Source organism: Nocardioides deserti (assembly GCF_014266025.1).
Lineage (GTDB): Bacteria > Actinomycetota > Actinomycetes > Propionibacteriales > Nocardioidaceae > Nocardioides > Nocardioides deserti.
On sequence record NZ_JACMYC010000004.1, the window covers coordinates 144773 to 160063 of the forward strand.

The following is a 15291-nucleotide window of genomic DNA, read 5'->3' on the forward strand; positions in this document are numbered from 1 at the left end:
GACCGGTGGACGAGCAGCAGGCGCAGGGCCAGGGCCAGGGCCAGGCCGCAGGCCGCGGGCCCGCGGAGCAGGAGCACCGGCGGCGCCTGGCCCTGCGGCTGCCGCGGATCGCCGACGACGACGACGGGCTCGCCCAGCGCCTGGCCCAGCAGTGGGCGCAGATGCGCGAGGAGCGCCGGCCGGCGCCGGCGCCGATCCCGACGGGGCCGTCGAACTTCTCCCGCGCGCAGGTGCCGTGGGGCGTCGACCTCGCCGCCGCCTGGGCCTGGCGGCTGCTGGTCATCTGTGCCGCTGGCTACGTCCTGCTCCAGCTGATCGGGTTCTTCTCGGTCGTCACGATCCCGCTGGCGGTCGCGCTGCTGATCGCGGCGCTGGTGCAGCCGCTGGTGACCGTGCTCGACCGCGCGGGCCTGCCGCGTGGGCTCGCGTCGATCTCGGTGGTCATCGGCGGCATCGGCCTGGTCGCGCTGCTGCTGACCTTCGCCGGCCAGCAGGTCGCCAACGGCGCCACGGACCTCGCCGACCAGACGGTCGAGGGCCTGGGGCAGATCAAGACCTGGCTCAAGACCGGCCCGCTCAACGCCAGCGACAGCCAGATCAACGACTACATCGACGCGGCGCAGCGGACGATCAGCGAGAGCAGCCAGCAGGGCGGCGTCGTGTCGCGCGCGACGGAGGTCGGCAGCGCGGTCACCCACCTGTTCGCCGGCTTCTTCATCGTGCTGTTCGCGACGTACTTCTTCCTCGCCGACGGCGAGCGGATCTGGGCCTTCCTCGTCCGGATCGCCCCGCGCGCGGCGCGCGAGCACGTGGACAGCTCCGGCCGGGTCGCGTGGATCTCGCTGACCCAGTTCGTGCGGGCGACGGTGATCGTCGCGCTCGTGGACGCGATCGGCATCGCGATCGTGGCGGCCGTGCTCGGTGTGCCGTTCGTGCTGGCGATCGGCGTGCTGGTCTTCCTCGGCGCGTTCGTGCCGATGATCGGCGCGACCATCGCCGGGTCGGTCGCGGTGCTGGTCGCCCTGGTCGACCAGGGCCCGATCACCGCGCTGCTGATGCTGGCCGGCGTCATCGTCGTCCAGCAGGTCGAGGGCCACGTGCTCCAGCCGTTCCTGCTCGGCCGCTGGGTCTCGGTCCACCCGCTCGCGGTCATCGTCGCGATCGCCGGGGGCGTCGTGGTCGCCGGCGTCGCGGGCGCGTTGGTCGCGGTGCCGCTCGCCGCGGCGGGCAACGCCGTCATCCAGCACCTGGCGGCCTACACCGCTCCGGGTGACGACCCGGTGGAGGAGCTCGCGGAGGACTACGAGGAGACGGACGCGCAGGTCGACGTGCCGGAAGGCGACCCGGAGAGCCCGCTGTGACCGCGCCGCCGACGCAGGACCCGGGCACCCCCGCGGTGCCGATCACGCTGCCCGACGTCGAGGCCGCCCAGGCGTTGCTCTCGGGCGTGGCGGTGCGCACGCCGATGGAGGAGTCCCGGTGGCTCTCCGACCTCGCGGGCGGCCCGGTGCACCTGAAGTGCGAGAACCTCCAGCGCACCGGCTCGTTCAAGGCGCGCGGCGCCTACGTCAGGATCGCCCGGCTCAGCGACGAGGAGCGCGCCCGCGGCGTCGTCGCCGCCTCGGCCGGCAACCACGCGCAGGGCGTCGCGCTCGCCGCACGGATGCTCGGCACCCGGGCGACGGTGTTCATGCCCGAGGGTGCGCCCATCCCCAAGGAGAAGGCCACCCGGGGCTACGGCGCGGAGGTCGTCTTCGAGGGGCGCAACCTCGAGGAGTCGCTCGTCGCAGCCCGGCGCTTCGAGGCCGAGACCGGCGCGGTGCTCATCCACCCCTTCGACCACGCCGACATCGTGGTCGGGCAGGCCACCGCCGGCCTCGAGATCCTCGAGCAGGCGCCGGAGGCGCGGACCGTGCTGGTCCCCACCGGCGGCGGGGGGCTGCTGGCCGGCATCGCGATCGCGGTCAAGGCGGCGCGTCCCGACGTGCGCGTCGTCGGCGTGCAGGCGGCCGGCGCGGCGGCGTACCCCGCCTCGCTGGCGCAGGGCCGCCCGGTCGCGCTGGAGGCCATGAAGACGATGGCCGACGGCATCGCGGTGGGCCTGCCGGGGGAGATCACCTTCGCGGCCGTGCGCGACCACGTCGACGAGATCCGCACCGTCTCCGAGGACTCCCTCTCCCGCGCGCTGCTCGCGCTCGTCGAGCGGGCCAAGCTCGTCGTCGAGCCCGCCGGCGCCGCGGCGGTCGCCGCGGTGCTCGACGACCCCGCTGGCTTCGAGACCCCGGCGGTCGCGGTGCTCTCCGGCGGCAACATCGATCCGCTGCTGCTCGGCAAGGTGATCCGCCAAGGGATGGCGGCGGCCGGTCGGTACGTCAACCTGACGCTCACCATCCCCGACGTCCCCGGCGGGCTGGCGCGGCTCCTCGGCGAGGTCAGCGCCGCCGGCGCGAACGTGCTCGAGGTCGTCCACGAGCGGATCTCGCCCTCGCTGCACCTCGACGAGGTCGAGGTGCACCTGCAGCTGGAGACCCGCGGTGCCCCGCACGCCGAGCAGCTCGCGGCCCGGCTGCGCGAGAGCGGCTACCGGGTCACCGGGCGTCAGCCCGTGTAGGGCTTGGCGTCCACGATGACGACCTCGAGGGTCTTGCCGTTGGGCGCCTCGTAGGAGACGGTGTCGCCCTTCTTCTTGCCGTTGATCGCCTCGCCGAGCGGCGACTGCGGCGAGTAGACGGTGAGCCCCTCGGGCTCGATCTCGCGGGCGCCGAGGAGGAACGACTCGATCTCGTCGTCGTCGTCACCGACGAACTTGTAGGTCACGATCATGCCCGGCTCGACGACGCCGTCGTCGGGAGGCGTCTCGCCGATCTCGGCGCGGCGCAGCATGTCCTCGAGCTGGCGGATCCGGCCCTCGACGCGGCCCTGCTCCTCGCGGGCGGCGTGGTAGCCGCCGTTCTCCTTGAGGTCGCCCTCGTCGCGGGCGGAGGCGATCCGCTCGATGACCTCCTGCCGGACCGGGCCCTTGAGGTTCTCCAGCTCGGCGGAGAGCTTGTCGTGCGCGTCCTGGGTCAGCCAGATCGTGCCCTGCTCGGTCGACTGCGTCATGAGGAACTCCTGATGGTGCGTGCGGGTACGGCGGGTGGTGCCCGCCTGGGGCGTACGAGGACTCGTCCCGCTCGGGTGGCGTCGAGGGTGTGCTCGTACGCCGCGGCACTGGTGCTGACGCCGTGGGCCGGCGTCTCGGGCCCTCCTCTGGACGGCCCGGGCGGGACGGTCAGATCGGCCACTGTAACAAGCGGCCGCTCCGTTCGCAGGTCAGGAGTAGCGGCTCTGCTCCGCGGTCCGGCACCCGACGAGCTCGAGCGCGGTGGCGCGCCGGTCGGTCCGCACCGACTGCTCCTGGCGGTCGCCCAGGGCCGGATCGGGCACGAACTCCAGCTCGCCGACGGTCGTGTGGTCCTCCGCGAAGGCGCGCAGCAGGCAGGTCGCCTCGACGTCGTCGTCGCGCAGCTTCACGACGACGACGGCGTCGACGGTGTGCTCGTCGACGATCTCGAAGCGCTCCAGCTCGGAGGTGGCCTCGGGGGTCGCGTGCGACCAGGCCGTCCACGCCAGCCAGCCGAGGAACACCACGCCGAGGACCACGCACCCGACGAGCGCCGCGCGGCGCCGCCAGGGCGTCGGCGCGCCGTACCGCTCGGCCAGGACGTCGCTGCTCATGCCCCCATGGTCCCACCCGTCCGGTGGCCCGGGGCGGGCGACCTAGGATCGGCCCCATGTCTCATGACGGGTCTCACGACGGGCACCAGCACCCCCGGTCGGGCCTCCGGCTCATGCACGTCCACGCCCACCCCGACGACGAGTCGAGCAAGGGAGCGGCGTCGACCGCGATGTACGTCGCGCAGGGCGTCGACGTCCACGTGGTGACCTGCACCGGCGGTGAGCGCGGGTCGATCCTCAACCCGAAGATGGACCGCCCCGACATCCTCGCCAACATCACCGAGATCCGCCGCCAGGAGATGGAGCGGGCCCGCGACATCCTCGGGGTCACCCAGGACTGGCTCGGCTTCGTCGACTCCGGCTGGCCCGAGGGCGACCCGAAGCCGCCGCTGCCGGAGGGCTGCTTCGCGCTCGTCCCGCTCGAGGAGGCGGCCGCGCCGCTGGTCCGGCTGATCCGCGAGCTGCGGCCGCACGTCGTGACGACGTACGACGAGCGCGGGGGCTACCCGCACCCCGACCACATCAAGTGCCACCAGGTGAGCGTCGCGGCGTTCGAGGCCGCGGGCGACCCGGAGCGCTACCCCGACCTGGGGGAGCCGTGGCAGCCGCTGAAGCTCTACTACCACCACGGCTTCAACCGCCCGAAGACCCAGGCGATCCACGACGCGATGCTGGCTCACGGGCTCGAGTCGCCCTACGCGGACCGGCTGGAGGACTGGAAGCCCGAGCCGGAGTGGGACGCCCGGATCACCACGCGGGTGCCCTGCTCGGACTACTTCGGCGTCCGCGACCAGGCGCTGCTCGCCCACGCCACCCAGATCGACCCCGACGGCATGTGGTTCGCGGTCCCGCGGGAGATCCAGGAGGAGGTGTGGCCGACCGAGGACTTCGAGCTCGTCGTGAGCCACGTCGCCAGCGAGCTCCCGGAGAGCGACCTGTTCGCCGGCATCACCGACCCGTCCTGAGAGGATGGCCGGCATGGCCCTCGACCTCCTCCCGCTCGCCGCCGACGCCCTCGTCCGCGCGGCCGACCAGGCGCCGAAGCCCGAGGACGTCAAGGCGGGGTGGCTGGCGTTCGGCATCTTCATCGCCCTCGCCGTCGCCGTCGGGCTGCTCGGCTGGAGCCTCGTCCGCCGGCTGCGCAAGGCGCAGGCCTCTGAGGACGCCGGGCTCTACGGACCGTCCAACCGCCGCCCGCGGTCGGCGGAGGCGCTCCCGCTGGCCGGGCAGGACACCCCGGAGCAGGACGCCCCGGAGTCGCCCGGGTCACCCCGCCCGTCCTCCGACTGACCCGCCCGCCGATGACCCGCCCGGGTCATTCCTCCGGGCGTCCGGGTGCGGCCGTCCGGAAGCGGCCGTCGTCGGCTCCGGGCCTCCCTACCGTCGTCCGGTGCACTCTCTCGGACCAGCGCTCGGGCGCCGCGGCGCAGCCGTCGTCCTGACCCTCGCCACGCTCCTCGCCACCGTCCTCGGATCGGCCGGCGCCGCTCCGGCCGCGTCCGCCGTCCCCGCGCGGCCGACCAGCCCGAGCTTCGAGGTCGCCACCTTCAACCAGCTCGGCAGCCAGCACACGCTCGGCCGGGGCGGCTGGGGGCCCGGCCGGGTCCGCGCCGCGATCACCGCCGGCCTCATCGAGCGCAAGGGCGTCGACGTCGTCGGCCTCCAGGAGGTGCAGGCCGACCAGCTCGCGGTCCTCCAGCGCAAGCTCGAGGGGTACGACGTGTGGCCGGGCACCGCGCTCGGCGGCGGCGGGCTGCGGCTGCAGATCGCGTGGAAGAGGTGGCTGTTCCGCCTGGTCGACGCCGGCAGCATCCGGACGGCGTTCGACCGCCAGGTCCGCCCCGTCCCGTGGGTGCTGCTCGAGCACCGCGCGACCGGTCGCAAGTTCTACGTCGTCGACCACCACAACAGCCCGCGCGGGCTCGAGGACGAGCGGGACTCCGCCACCCGCAAGGTGGTGCGGCTCGTCGAGCGGCTGCGCGCCACCGGCCGCGCGGTCTTCGTCGTCGGCGACATGAACGAGCACACCGAGACGTTCTGCACGATCGTCGGCCTGACCGACCTGCTCGCCCCCAACGGCGGCTCGGCGTCGTCCCCGCGCTCGTGCAGCCCGCCCCCGGGACGGCTGGGCATCGACTGGATCTTCGGCGCCGGCCCGATGACGTTCTCGCGCTACACCGTGCTCGAGGGCAGCGCCGTCCGCGCGGCGAGCGACCACCCGCTCGTCCGGGCGACCGTCACCCTGCGCCCCCGGCGGCGCTGATCCGGGGGCGCTGATCCGGGGGCGCTGATCCGGGGGCGCTGATCCGGGGGCGCCGCCGCACGGCGGGGCGGTTGCTGGACTGGACCACGCGTGGCTACGGTCCCCGGGTGCCCCGAGCCAGGACCGCAGGACCGACCCCAGCCGGGTCCGTGCGGTCCACCCCGGTCGCCGGCTCGGTCGCCGGCTCGGTCGCCGCATCGTTCGCCGCGGCCCTGGTGCTGACCCTCGCGGCCGGCCTCCTCCCCGCTGCCGCGGCCACACCCGCAGGTGAGCCCGTCGGTGAGTCCGTCGGGACCGACGCGCGCCGGTCGGCCGTCTTCGGCTTCAAGATCGCCACCTTCAACGTGCTCGGCAGCCAGCACACCCGCGGCCGGGGCGGCTTCGCCCCCGGCACCCAGCGCGCCCGGTGGACGGCCGGTGCCATCAGCCAGCGCGACATCGACGTCATCGGCCTCCAGGAGGTCCAGCGCGACCAGCTGCGGGTGCTGCGCAACCGCCTCCCTGGCCACCGGTTCTGGCCCGGCCGCAGCCTCGGCGACCGGGGCGTCCGCCTGCAGATCGCCTTCCGAACCAAGCGGTTCCGGCTCGTCGACCACGGCGGGATGACGACCACGTTCGACCACCAGACCCGGCCGATCCCGTGGGTCGAGCTGCGCGACCGGCGCACCGGCCGCTCCTTCTACGTCATCGACGTGCACAACTCCCCGCGGCGGATGGAGCGCGAGCGTGACCGGGCCACCCGCAAGCAGGTCCGGCTGGTCCAGAAGCTCCGGGCACGCGGTCGGCCCGTCTTCGTCACCGCCGACGCCAACGAACGTCGGGAGTTCTACTGCCGGATGACCCGGCGCACCGACCTCAGGTCCGCCAGCGGCGGCAGCACCCGTGGCCGCACCTGCGTCCCGCCCCAGGGCCGCCTGCGCATCGACTGGATCCTCGGCGGTGGACCCCGCGTGCTGTTCTCCGGCTATCGCGAGGACCGCGGCTACCGGGTGCGCCGCGCCAGCGACCACGCGCTGCTCCAGGCCCGGGTGCGCGTCCGCGCGCCCCGGCGAGGCTGACCCGTCGGCTGTCCGCAGGGTGTCCGTCGAGGCTGGCAACCGCCGTCGCGGCGGCTACCCTGCTCCGGTGCGTCGCCGTCCCACCGCTCCCGTCGTCCTCGTGGTGGCCGTGCTCCTCACCGGCCTCGCGGTCGTCGCGGGCCTCGGGCTCGCCCCGCGCGAGGTGCAGGTGCCGATCGCGGTCGGTGCGCCGGTCGAGGTCGCCGGCGCGCAGGTCTCGGCCCGCGGTGAGCGCGTCTCCCGCGAGGCCGACCGCGCGCCCGCGGCCTCCCGCTCACGCACCGAGGCGGTGTCCGGGCTGGTCGCGCCGGAGCCGCCGCCGTACCGCCTGCAGCGCGCCGGCGCCCCGCTGCGCCGGGTCCCGGTCCGCCCGGTCCGCCAGGTCCCGCCCGGTCCCGTCCCCGGCGACCCGTTCACCTTCCAGGTGGGCACGCTCAACGTCCAGGGCAGCCAGCACCGCGCCAACGGCACTGGCCGCGCCGCCATGCACGCGAGCACGATCCTCGGCCGCGGCGTCGACCTCGTCGGCTTCCAGGAGGTCCAGGACGACCAGCTCGCGGTGCTGCGCTCGCGGCTGCCCGGCTGGACGATCTGGCCCGGCCAGTCGCTGGGCAACCAGGGGGTGCGGCTGCAGATCGGCTGGCGCGACGACCTCTTCGAGCTCGTCGACACCGGCTCGATCATCACGACCTTCGACCACCAGTCGCGGCCGATCCCCTACGTCCTGCTCCGGGACCGCGCGACGACCGGCGAGTTCTGGGTGATCGACCTGCACAACTCCCCGCGCGACCAGGAGGCCGACCGCGACGCCGCCACCGGTGCGCAGATCGCGCTGGTCGAGCGGCTCAAGGCGACCGGCAAGCCGGTGCTGCTGATGGGCGACACCAACGAGAAGACCGAGTTCGGCTGCCGGGTGTCGGCGGCCACCGGGATGATCGGCTCGAACGGCGCGACGCCGACGTCCTGCGTGGGCGCCGGCCCGATCAAGATCGACAAGATCATGGGCGTCGGGGGAGTGGCCTTCAGCGGCCACGTCGTCGACTACGGCGCCCCGGTGCGTGCCGCCACCGACCATGCCTTCGTCCGCGCGACGGTCACCGTCACGCCGATGGTCACGCCGGGCGGCTGACCCGCACGACGCAGTCCCAGGCGGTGCGCCCAGGAACGTCGCCGTGGCCGGGCTCGACCTCCCGCGCGACCCGGCCCGCGCGCACGACCTCGTGCGGCAGCCCGGCCAGGTCCGCGAGCACGTCCTCGGCGCTCATCAGCACCTCCGGGTCCTGCGGGCCGCCGGTGCCCTCGGTCAGGTTGGTCCGGTCGTGGGCGACCAGGAGCAGCGTCCCGCCGGGGGCGAGCGCCCCGTGCGCGGCCCGGACCGCGACCCGGCGCCGTGCGGGCGGCAGCTGCAGGTAGGCGAGCAGCACCAGGTCGTACGCCGTGCCGGCCGGCGGGTGCCAGGTGGTGGCGTCGGCCGGCACCCACGCGACCGAGCCGGTGAGCGTGGTCGCGTCCGCCACGCGGCGGCCCTTCGCCAGCCCGACGGCCGAGAAGTCGACCGCGGTCACCCGCCACCCGCGTGCGGCCAGCCAGAGCGCGTGCCGGCCCTCCCCGGCGGCCAGGTCGAGGGCCCGGCCCGGCGCAAGATCGGCGCACTCGGCGGCCACCACGGCGTTCGGGCCGGGCGACCAGACCAGCTCGCTGGCGGCGTACCGCTCGTCCCAGGCGTCCGCGTCCACGGGACCGAGTCAAGCACCGGACTCCGCCTCTGGCGACCCGGGTACCGGCCCCTGCGAACCATCGCCGAAGCGGTCGACGACCGCAGGAACGAGGTGACGTCTCGTGGAGGACACGACACAGCAGGACCAGCCCGTGGCGCTCGGCGCCGCCGCCACCGCGTTGGGGGTCGCCCTGACCGTGGCCGCTCCGGTCACGCCCGCGGAGGCCGCTACCGCGGCCGGTGCGGGCGGTTAGCCGCCGACGCCCGAGCCGCGACCAACGCCCAACGGGTCGACCACGGCCGGGCGCGCGTGGGCACGAACGGCTGCCTGCAGCGCAAGGCCGTCAAGCAGGCCCAGCGGATGGCCCGCGCGGGCCGGATGTGGCACCAGGACCTCCAACGCGTCCTGCGCGACTGCGACATGCGGGTCGTGGGGGAGAACGTCGCGCAGGGCTACCGGACCGGCAGGGCCACCGTGAACCGCGGCTGGATGCGGTCGGCCGGCCACCGGCAGAACATCCTCGAGCCGGACTTCCGGACCATGGGTCTCGCCGCCCGTCAGGGCACCGGCGGCCGGTGGTACGTCGCGCAGGTGTTCGGCGCGCGCTGACCCGGCCAGGCGGTCGGGCCGGGGCGCGGCCGTCAGGCGGAGGCGCCGCCCTGGTCCGCGGCGGCCGCCTGGCGGCGTACGTCCTCCATGTCCAGGCCGCGCACCGCGCCGATGAGCTGCTCGAGGCCCTGCGGCGGGAGGGCGCCGGGCTGGGCGTAGACGAGGATCCCCTCGCGGAAGGCCATCAGCGTCGGGATCGAGGTGATCCGTGCGGCCGCCGCGAGCTCCTGCTGCGCCTCGGTGTCGACGGAGCCGAACGTGATGTCGGCGTGCTGCTCGGAGGCCGCCTCGTAGGTGGGCGCGAACTGCCGGCACGGTCCGCACCAGCTCGCCCAGAAGTCCACGAGCAGGATGTCGCTGTCCGCGACGTGCTGCTCGAAGTTCGCGCCGGTCAGCTCGATGGTCGCCATGTCCCCACGGTACGTCGCGGGCGGGAGCCGGACGAGCCCGCGTGCGACCCGCGTGCGACCGCAGGGCGAGACCCCCTGGTCCAGACCTGTGGAAGCGTTTCCACGGCAGGTCCCGCGGAATGACGCTCGCGTTACAGAATCGTGACGCGACGTGCTGTCGGTGACCTTGACCACTGGGTGCGCAAGCGCTTGCATCGGGGTCCGGCACGGTCGCCGCGAGTCCGACGCAGGTGACCGACCACGGGACTAGATAGGGAGAACGCATGCGTTCGTTGAAGAGATCCGGCCTCGCAGGCGCGGCCGTCCTGCTGGCCGCCAGCGCGGCGCTCGCGGGCTGCGCCGACGACAGCGAGAACGACGGCGGCGGCAGCGCCGGCGGCACCGCCCCCGGCGACGGCAAGGCCGAGTGCGAGGGCATGACCGAGTGGGGCGACCTCACCGGTCGCGATGTCACGGTCTACACCTCGATCGTGGCCCCCGAGGACCAGCCCCACATCGACTCCTGGAAGGTCTTCGAGGACTGCACCGGGGCCGACGTCAAGTACGAGGGCTCCAAGGAGTTCGAGGCGCAGCTGCAGGTGCGCGTCCAGGCCGGCAACCCGCCGGACATCGCCTACATCCCGCAGCCGGGCCTGCTCCAGACCCTGGTCGGCACCGGCAAGGTCGTCGAGGCGCCCGAGGGTGTCTCGGAGAACGTCGACGAGTTCTTCGGTGAGGACTGGAAGGGCTACGGCAGCGTCGACGACACGTTCTACGCCGCCCCGCTCGGCGCGAACGTGAAGTCCTTCGTCTGGTACTCCCCGAAGATGTTCGCCGACAACGGCTGGGAGATCCCGGAGACCTGGGACGACATGATGGCGCTGACCGAGGAGATCGCGCAGGCCGGCGACATCAAGCCGTGGTGCGCTGGCATCGAGTCCGGCGAGGCCACCGGCTGGCCGGCCACCGACTGGCTCGAGGACGTCCTGCTCCGCACCGGCGGCCCGGACGTCTACGACCAGTGGGTCAACCACGAGATCCCGTTCAACGACGACGCCGTCGTCGAGGGCCTCGACACCGTGGGCGAGATCCTGAAGAACGAGGACTACGTCAACGGCGGCATCGGCGACGTGAAGTCGATCGCGACCACCCCCTTCCAGGAGGGCGGCCTGCCGATCCTCGACGGCGAGTGCGCGCTGCACCGGATGGCGAGCTTCTACGCCGCCAACTGGCCCGAGGGGACCGACGTGTCGCAGAACGGCGACGCGTTCGCCTTCTACCTCCCGCCGATCGGTGACGAGTTCGGCAGCCCGGTCCTCGGTGGTGGCGAGTTCGTCGCCGCGTTCTCCGACGCGCCGGAGGTCCAGGCCTTCCAGACCTTCCTGTCCAGCGACACCTGGGCCAACGAGAAGGCCAAGGCCACCCCGGGCGGCGGCTGGGTGAGCGCCAACACCGGTCTGGAGATCTCCAACCTGTCCAGCCCGATCGACCAGCTGTCGGCGGAGATCTTCCAGGACCCCGACGCGGTCTTCCGCTTCGACGGCTCCGACCAGATGCCCGGTGCCGTCGGCGCCGGCTCCTTCTGGACCGAGATGACCGCCTGGATCGCCCAGGGCCAGAGCACCGAGGACTCCCTCACGAAGATCGAGGAGTCCTGGGAGGACTGATCTCAGCAGGTGACACGCCCCCTCCCGGTCGGCCGCTCGGCCGGCCGGGAGGGGCCCGTCCACGCCAGCTGCGTCCCGCCCCGTCGTACGTCCGGCCGATGAGCCCTCGGGCCCGGCCCCAGCCCTCCGGAGTGCCCCATGTCCACCGGTGAGAAGTCCACCCAGATGGCGATCGCGGTCGCGGTGTTCTTCGCCGTCGTCGCGCTGATCCTGCTGGTCACCCAACGCCTCCGGTCGCGGCGCGGCGAGCTGGTGCAGTCCGCCGCCTTCGTGCTGCCGGCGGTTGCGCTCATCGCGTTGGGCCTGCTCTACCCGGCCATCACGAGCATCTACCAGTCATTCCGGGACAACACCGGCGACGCGTTCGTCGGGCTGGAGAACTACCAGACCATCTTCACCGACTCCGACCAGGTGCGCGTGCTGCTCAACACCGCCGCCTGGGTCATCCTCGTGCCGGTGGTCTCCACGCTCGTGGGTCTGGTGTACGCCGTGCTGGTCGACCGGTCGCGGTTCGAGAAGGTCGCCAAGGCGCTGATCTTCCTGCCGATGGCGATCTCGCTCGTGGGCGCCTCGATCATCTGGAAGTTCGTCTACGACTACCGCGACAGCAGCCGCGGCCAGATCGGCCTGGCCAACCAGCTGCTCAACTGGGTCGGCATCGACTCCTACCGGTTCCTGCTCACCGAGCCCTGGAACACGATCTTCCTCATCATCATCCTGATCTGGGTCCAGGCCGGCTTCGCCATGACGATCCTGTCGGCGTCGATCAAGGCGATTCCCGAGGACATCATCGAGGCCGCGCGGCTCGACGGGGTGGGCGGCATGAAGATGTTCCGCAACATCACCGTGCCGAGCATCCGGCCCTCGCTGATCGTCGTGCTCACCACGATCAGCATCACCACGCTGAAGGCCTTCGACATCGTCCGCACGACCACGGGCGGCAACTACGACACCAGCGTGCTGGCCTACCAGTTCTACGTGGAGTACTTCCGCTCCTACGACCAGGGCACGGCCACCGCGATCGCCGTCCTGATCTTCCTGCTGGTGATGCCGATCGTGATCTACAACGTCCGTCAGATGCGCAAGCTGGAGGCACGATGACCGTCATCCCGGAGGAGAAGAGCGTCGAGGCGATCGTCGCCCAGGAGTCGGTCGCCGCCACCGCGAAGCGGGGCCTCACCTCCCCGTGGGCCTCGCTGGCCGCGGTCGTCATCGCGGTCCTGTGGACGATCCCGACGTTCGGACTGCTGGTCACCTCGTTCCGGCCCGAGTCGGAGATCACCCGCAGCGGCTGGTGGACGACGCTGTGGAACTGGGACTTCACCCTCGACAACTACGACGAGGTGCTGAACGGGTCCACGACCAACCTGGCGACGTACTTCCTCAACTCCGTCGTCATCACCATCCCCTCGGTGCTGATCCCGATCAGCATCGCGACGATGGCGGCCTACGCCTTCGCCTGGATGAAGTTCCCCGGCCGCGACTTCCTCTTCGTGGCGATCTTCGCCCTCCAGATCGTGCCGATCCAGGTCACGATGATCCCGCTGCTCAAGCTTTACGTGCAGCCGCCGTTCAACCTCCAGCCGCTCGCCGGCTCCGACGCGCCCGGCGGGGGCCTCTACACGATCTGGCTCTCCCACGCGATCTTCGCGCTGCCCCTGGCGATCTACCTGCTGCACAACTTCATGAGCCAGATCCCGGGCGAGCTGATCGAGTCCGCCCGGGTCGACGGGGCCGGCCACGTCCAGATCTTCACCAAGATCATGCTGCCGCTCATGGCGCCCGCGATCGCGGCGTTCGGCATCTTCCAGTTCCTGTGGGTGTGGAACGACCTGCTCGTCGCGCTGGTCTTCGGCTCCAACCCGGAGATCGCGCCGCTGACCGTGCGGCTGGCGGAGCTCTCCGGCACGCGCGGCCAGGACTGGTACCTGCTGTCCGCCGGTGCGTTCGTCTCGCTGGTGGTGCCGCTGGTCGTCTTCCTCGCGCTGCAGCGCTACTTCGTGCGCGGCCTGCTCGCCGGAAGCGTCAAGGGGTGACCGACCCGCGGGTGGGGGCCCGATGACCAGCATCGACGACCTCGCCCGCGAGGTCGGGGTGTCGACCGCCACGGTCTCCCGCGCCCTGCGGGGGCTCCCGCGCGTCTCCGAGCAGACCCGGCAGCGGGTGGTCGACGCGGCGGTGCGGCTGGGCTACGTGCCCAGCGCCAGCGCGAGCGGGCTCGCGACCGGCCGGACCCGCACGGTCGCGGTGGTGGTGCCGTTCGTGACCCGGTGGTTCTTCGCCACCGTAGTCCACGGCGCCGAGCAGGTGCTGCGCGAGCGCGGCTACGACCTGCTGCTCTACAACCTCGCCGGCGACCCGGCCGCCCGGCAGCGGCTGTTCGGCACCGGCCTGCTCACCAAGCGCGCCGACGCGATCCTCGTGCTGGGGCTCGCCCCGACCGCCGAGGAGGTCCGGCAGCTGCGCAGCGGCGGCCGCCCGGTGGGCCTGGTGGGCGCGTCGGTCGACGGCTGGCCCAGCGTGCAGATCGACGACCACGCCGCGGCCCGCTCGGCGGTCGAGCACCTGCTCGCGCTCGGCCACCGCCGGATCGCGTACGTCGGCGGGCTGGACGACAGCCCGGTCGACGTGGTCGTGCCGACGGCCCGCCGCGACGGCTACCTCGAGGCGCTGCTCGACGCCGGGGTCGAGCCGGACCCGGCGTACGAGGTGGAGGGCCGCTTCACCATGGCCGGCGGGCTCGCCGCGGGTCGGCGGCTGCTCGACCTCCCCGAGGGGCCGACCGCAGTGTTCGCGGCGTCCGACGAGATGGCGATCGGCGTGCTGCGCGCCGCCCGCGAGGCCGGTCGCTCGGTGCCCGGCGACCTGTCGGTCATCGGCGTCGACGACCACGAGACGGCGCTGTTCTTCGACCTCTCGACCGTCCGCCAGCGGGTCGACGAGCAGGGGCGCACCGCCGCCCGCCAGGTGCTGGCGCTGCTGGGCGAGACCGACGAGCTCGTGCCGGAGCGGGTCGTGCTGCCGACCGAGCTGGTGCTGCGCGCGACGACCGGTCCACCCGCCTGAGGTCCCGGCCCGGCCGGCCCGGGCCCAGCGCAGGGGATCAGCGCAGGGAGTACGTCGCCAGCGAGACGCCGACGTAGTGCGCGGCGAACGCCAGGATCGTGAAGGTGTGGAACACCTCGTGGAAGCCGAACCACCGCGGCCACGGGTTCGGCCGCTTGAAGCCGTAGACCACGCCGCCGAGCGTGTAGAGCATCCCGCCGGCCACGATCATCACGAAGGTCGCGACCCCGATGCCCATGCCGAGCTCGAGGGCCCCGTCGAGCAGGTCGGGGATGAAGAAGACCGCGGCCCAGCCGAGCGCGACGTAGATGGGCACGTAGAGCCAGCGGGGCGCGTCGGTCCAGAACACGCGGAAGACCACGCCGAGGACCGCCCCCGTCCACACCGCGGTGAGCAGCGCGGTGCGCTGGGTGCCCTCGAGCAGCATGAGCGCGAACGGCGTGTAGGAGCCGGCGATGAGCAGGAAGATGTTCGCGTGGTCGAAGCGCCGCAGGAACGCCCAGACCGGCGGCGACCAGGTGCCGGTGTGGTAGATCGCCGAGACCGTGAAGAGCAGCAGGGCGGTGCCCACGAAGACCGCCGACCCGACCCGCGTGGTGGTGTCGGGGGAGAGCGCCACCAGGACGATGCCGGCGGCCAGGGTCAGCGGGGCGGTCACCAGGTGCAGCCACCCGCGGAGCTTGGGCTTGATCTCGGCGAAGGTGTCCTGGATCGAGTCGCCGAGGTGCTCCAGGCGGTGCTCCAGCCCTGCGCGCACGTCGTCCCTCCGGCTCATGGGACGAAAGTTACCTGGCCCACGGTGCC

The 15291-nt window shown here is 72.9% G+C and carries 17 protein-coding genes and 1 pseudogene; 13 read left to right on the forward strand and 5 right to left on the reverse strand.

Translation table 11 applies throughout. The features are described from left to right. Positions 1 to 5: 5 nt before the first annotated feature. On the forward strand, positions 6 to 1361 hold the full coding sequence (locus H7344_RS08555; RefSeq protein WP_229706910.1) for an AI-2E family transporter: 1356 nt from the start codon (positions 6 to 8) through the stop codon (positions 1359 to 1361). Beyond that, positions 1358 to 2611, forward strand: coding sequence for a threonine ammonia-lyase (gene ilvA, locus H7344_RS08560; protein WP_186345605.1), 1254 nt, complete (start codon positions 1358 to 1360; stop codon positions 2609 to 2611). The genes H7344_RS08555 and ilvA overlap by 4 nt, the downstream gene beginning before the upstream one ends. On the opposite strand, the gene greA is transcribed toward ilvA, so the two are convergent. Beyond that, the gene (gene greA, locus H7344_RS08565; RefSeq protein ID WP_186345606.1) at positions 2599 to 3102 is read right to left on the reverse strand and encodes a transcription elongation factor GreA; all 504 of its coding nucleotides are present in this window, start codon (positions 3100 to 3102) and stop codon (positions 2599 to 2601) included. The two genes, ilvA and greA, sit on opposite strands and share 13 nt — an antisense overlap. A 210-nt stretch (positions 3103 to 3312) precedes the next feature. After that, positions 3313 to 3717, reverse strand: coding sequence for a DUF4307 domain-containing protein (locus H7344_RS08570; protein ID WP_186345607.1), 405 nt, complete (start codon positions 3715 to 3717; stop codon positions 3313 to 3315). 56 nt (positions 3718 to 3773) lie between these two features. Between H7344_RS08570 and mca the strand changes: the two genes are divergently transcribed. From mca to H7344_RS08595, 5 genes are all read left to right on the forward strand, one after another. Next, on the forward strand, positions 3774 to 4682 hold the full coding sequence (mca, locus tag H7344_RS08575) for a mycothiol conjugate amidase Mca (RefSeq protein WP_186345608.1): 909 nt from the start codon (positions 3774 to 3776) through the stop codon (positions 4680 to 4682). 13 nt (positions 4683 to 4695) lie between these two features. Beyond that, on the forward strand, positions 4696 to 5007 hold the full coding sequence (locus H7344_RS08580) for a hypothetical protein (protein WP_186345609.1): 312 nt from the start codon (positions 4696 to 4698) through the stop codon (positions 5005 to 5007). A gap of 100 nt (positions 5008 to 5107) precedes the next feature. Beyond that, entirely contained in the window at positions 5108 to 5980 is an 873-nt protein-coding gene (locus tag H7344_RS08585) for an endonuclease/exonuclease/phosphatase family protein (protein WP_186345610.1), read from the forward strand. Positions 5981 to 6129: 149 nt separating this feature from the next. Then, complete coding sequence (locus tag H7344_RS08590) at positions 6130 to 7038, forward strand: endonuclease/exonuclease/phosphatase family protein (protein WP_186345611.1); 909 nt, start codon at positions 6130 to 6132, stop codon at positions 7036 to 7038. A 67-nt stretch (positions 7039 to 7105) separates the two neighbouring features. Then, positions 7106 to 8167, forward strand: coding sequence for an endonuclease/exonuclease/phosphatase family protein (locus tag H7344_RS08595; protein ID WP_186345612.1), 1062 nt, complete (start codon positions 7106 to 7108; stop codon positions 8165 to 8167). Here the strand turns inward: H7344_RS08595 and H7344_RS08600 are convergent. After that, positions 8151 to 8774, reverse strand: coding sequence for a class I SAM-dependent methyltransferase (locus H7344_RS08600; protein ID WP_186345613.1), 624 nt, complete (start codon positions 8772 to 8774; stop codon positions 8151 to 8153). The two genes, H7344_RS08595 and H7344_RS08600, sit on opposite strands and share 17 nt — an antisense overlap. Before the next feature lie 103 nt (positions 8775 to 8877). Here H7344_RS08600 and H7344_RS21140 point away from each other — a divergent pair, with 103 nt between their 5' ends. Beyond that, on the forward strand, positions 8878 to 9009 hold the full coding sequence (locus H7344_RS21140; protein WP_268238535.1) for a hypothetical protein: 132 nt from the start codon (positions 8878 to 8880) through the stop codon (positions 9007 to 9009). Between the two features lie 29 nt (positions 9010 to 9038). Then, positions 9039 to 9365, forward strand: a pseudogene (locus H7344_RS21145) (CAP domain-containing protein); the annotation flags it as partial. Between the two features lie 32 nt (positions 9366 to 9397). Here H7344_RS21145 and H7344_RS08610 read toward each other — a convergent pair. Further along, entirely contained in the window at positions 9398 to 9775 is a 378-nt protein-coding gene (locus tag H7344_RS08610) for a thioredoxin family protein (RefSeq protein WP_186345615.1), read from the reverse strand. Positions 9776 to 10038: 263 nt separating this feature from the next. On the opposite strand from H7344_RS08610, the gene H7344_RS08615 reads away from it, so the two are divergent. The 4 genes from H7344_RS08615 (at position 10039) to H7344_RS08630 (ending at position 14487) form a co-directional block, all read left to right on the forward strand. After that, positions 10039 to 11421, forward strand: a complete 1383-nt coding sequence (locus tag H7344_RS08615; protein WP_186345616.1) for an ABC transporter substrate-binding protein — start codon at positions 10039 to 10041, stop codon at positions 11419 to 11421. A 138-nt stretch (positions 11422 to 11559) separates the two neighbouring features. Beyond that, on the forward strand, positions 11560 to 12522 hold the full coding sequence (locus tag H7344_RS08620; protein WP_186345617.1) for a carbohydrate ABC transporter permease: 963 nt from the start codon (positions 11560 to 11562) through the stop codon (positions 12520 to 12522). After that, positions 12519 to 13457 (forward strand): carbohydrate ABC transporter permease, encoded by a 939-nt coding sequence (locus H7344_RS08625; RefSeq protein WP_186345618.1) that lies wholly within the window; start codon positions 12519 to 12521, stop codon positions 13455 to 13457. The genes H7344_RS08620 and H7344_RS08625 overlap by 4 nt, the downstream gene beginning before the upstream one ends. Positions 13458 to 13479: 22 nt before the next feature. Further along, positions 13480 to 14487, forward strand: coding sequence for a LacI family DNA-binding transcriptional regulator (locus H7344_RS08630; RefSeq protein WP_186345619.1), 1008 nt, complete (start codon positions 13480 to 13482; stop codon positions 14485 to 14487). Between the two features lie 37 nt (positions 14488 to 14524). Here the strand turns inward: H7344_RS08630 and trhA are convergent, their stop codons facing one another. Beyond that, on the reverse strand, positions 14525 to 15262 hold the full coding sequence (gene trhA / locus H7344_RS08635; protein WP_186345620.1) for a PAQR family membrane homeostasis protein TrhA: 738 nt from the start codon (positions 15260 to 15262) through the stop codon (positions 14525 to 14527). Positions 15263 to 15291 lie beyond the last annotated feature (29 nt).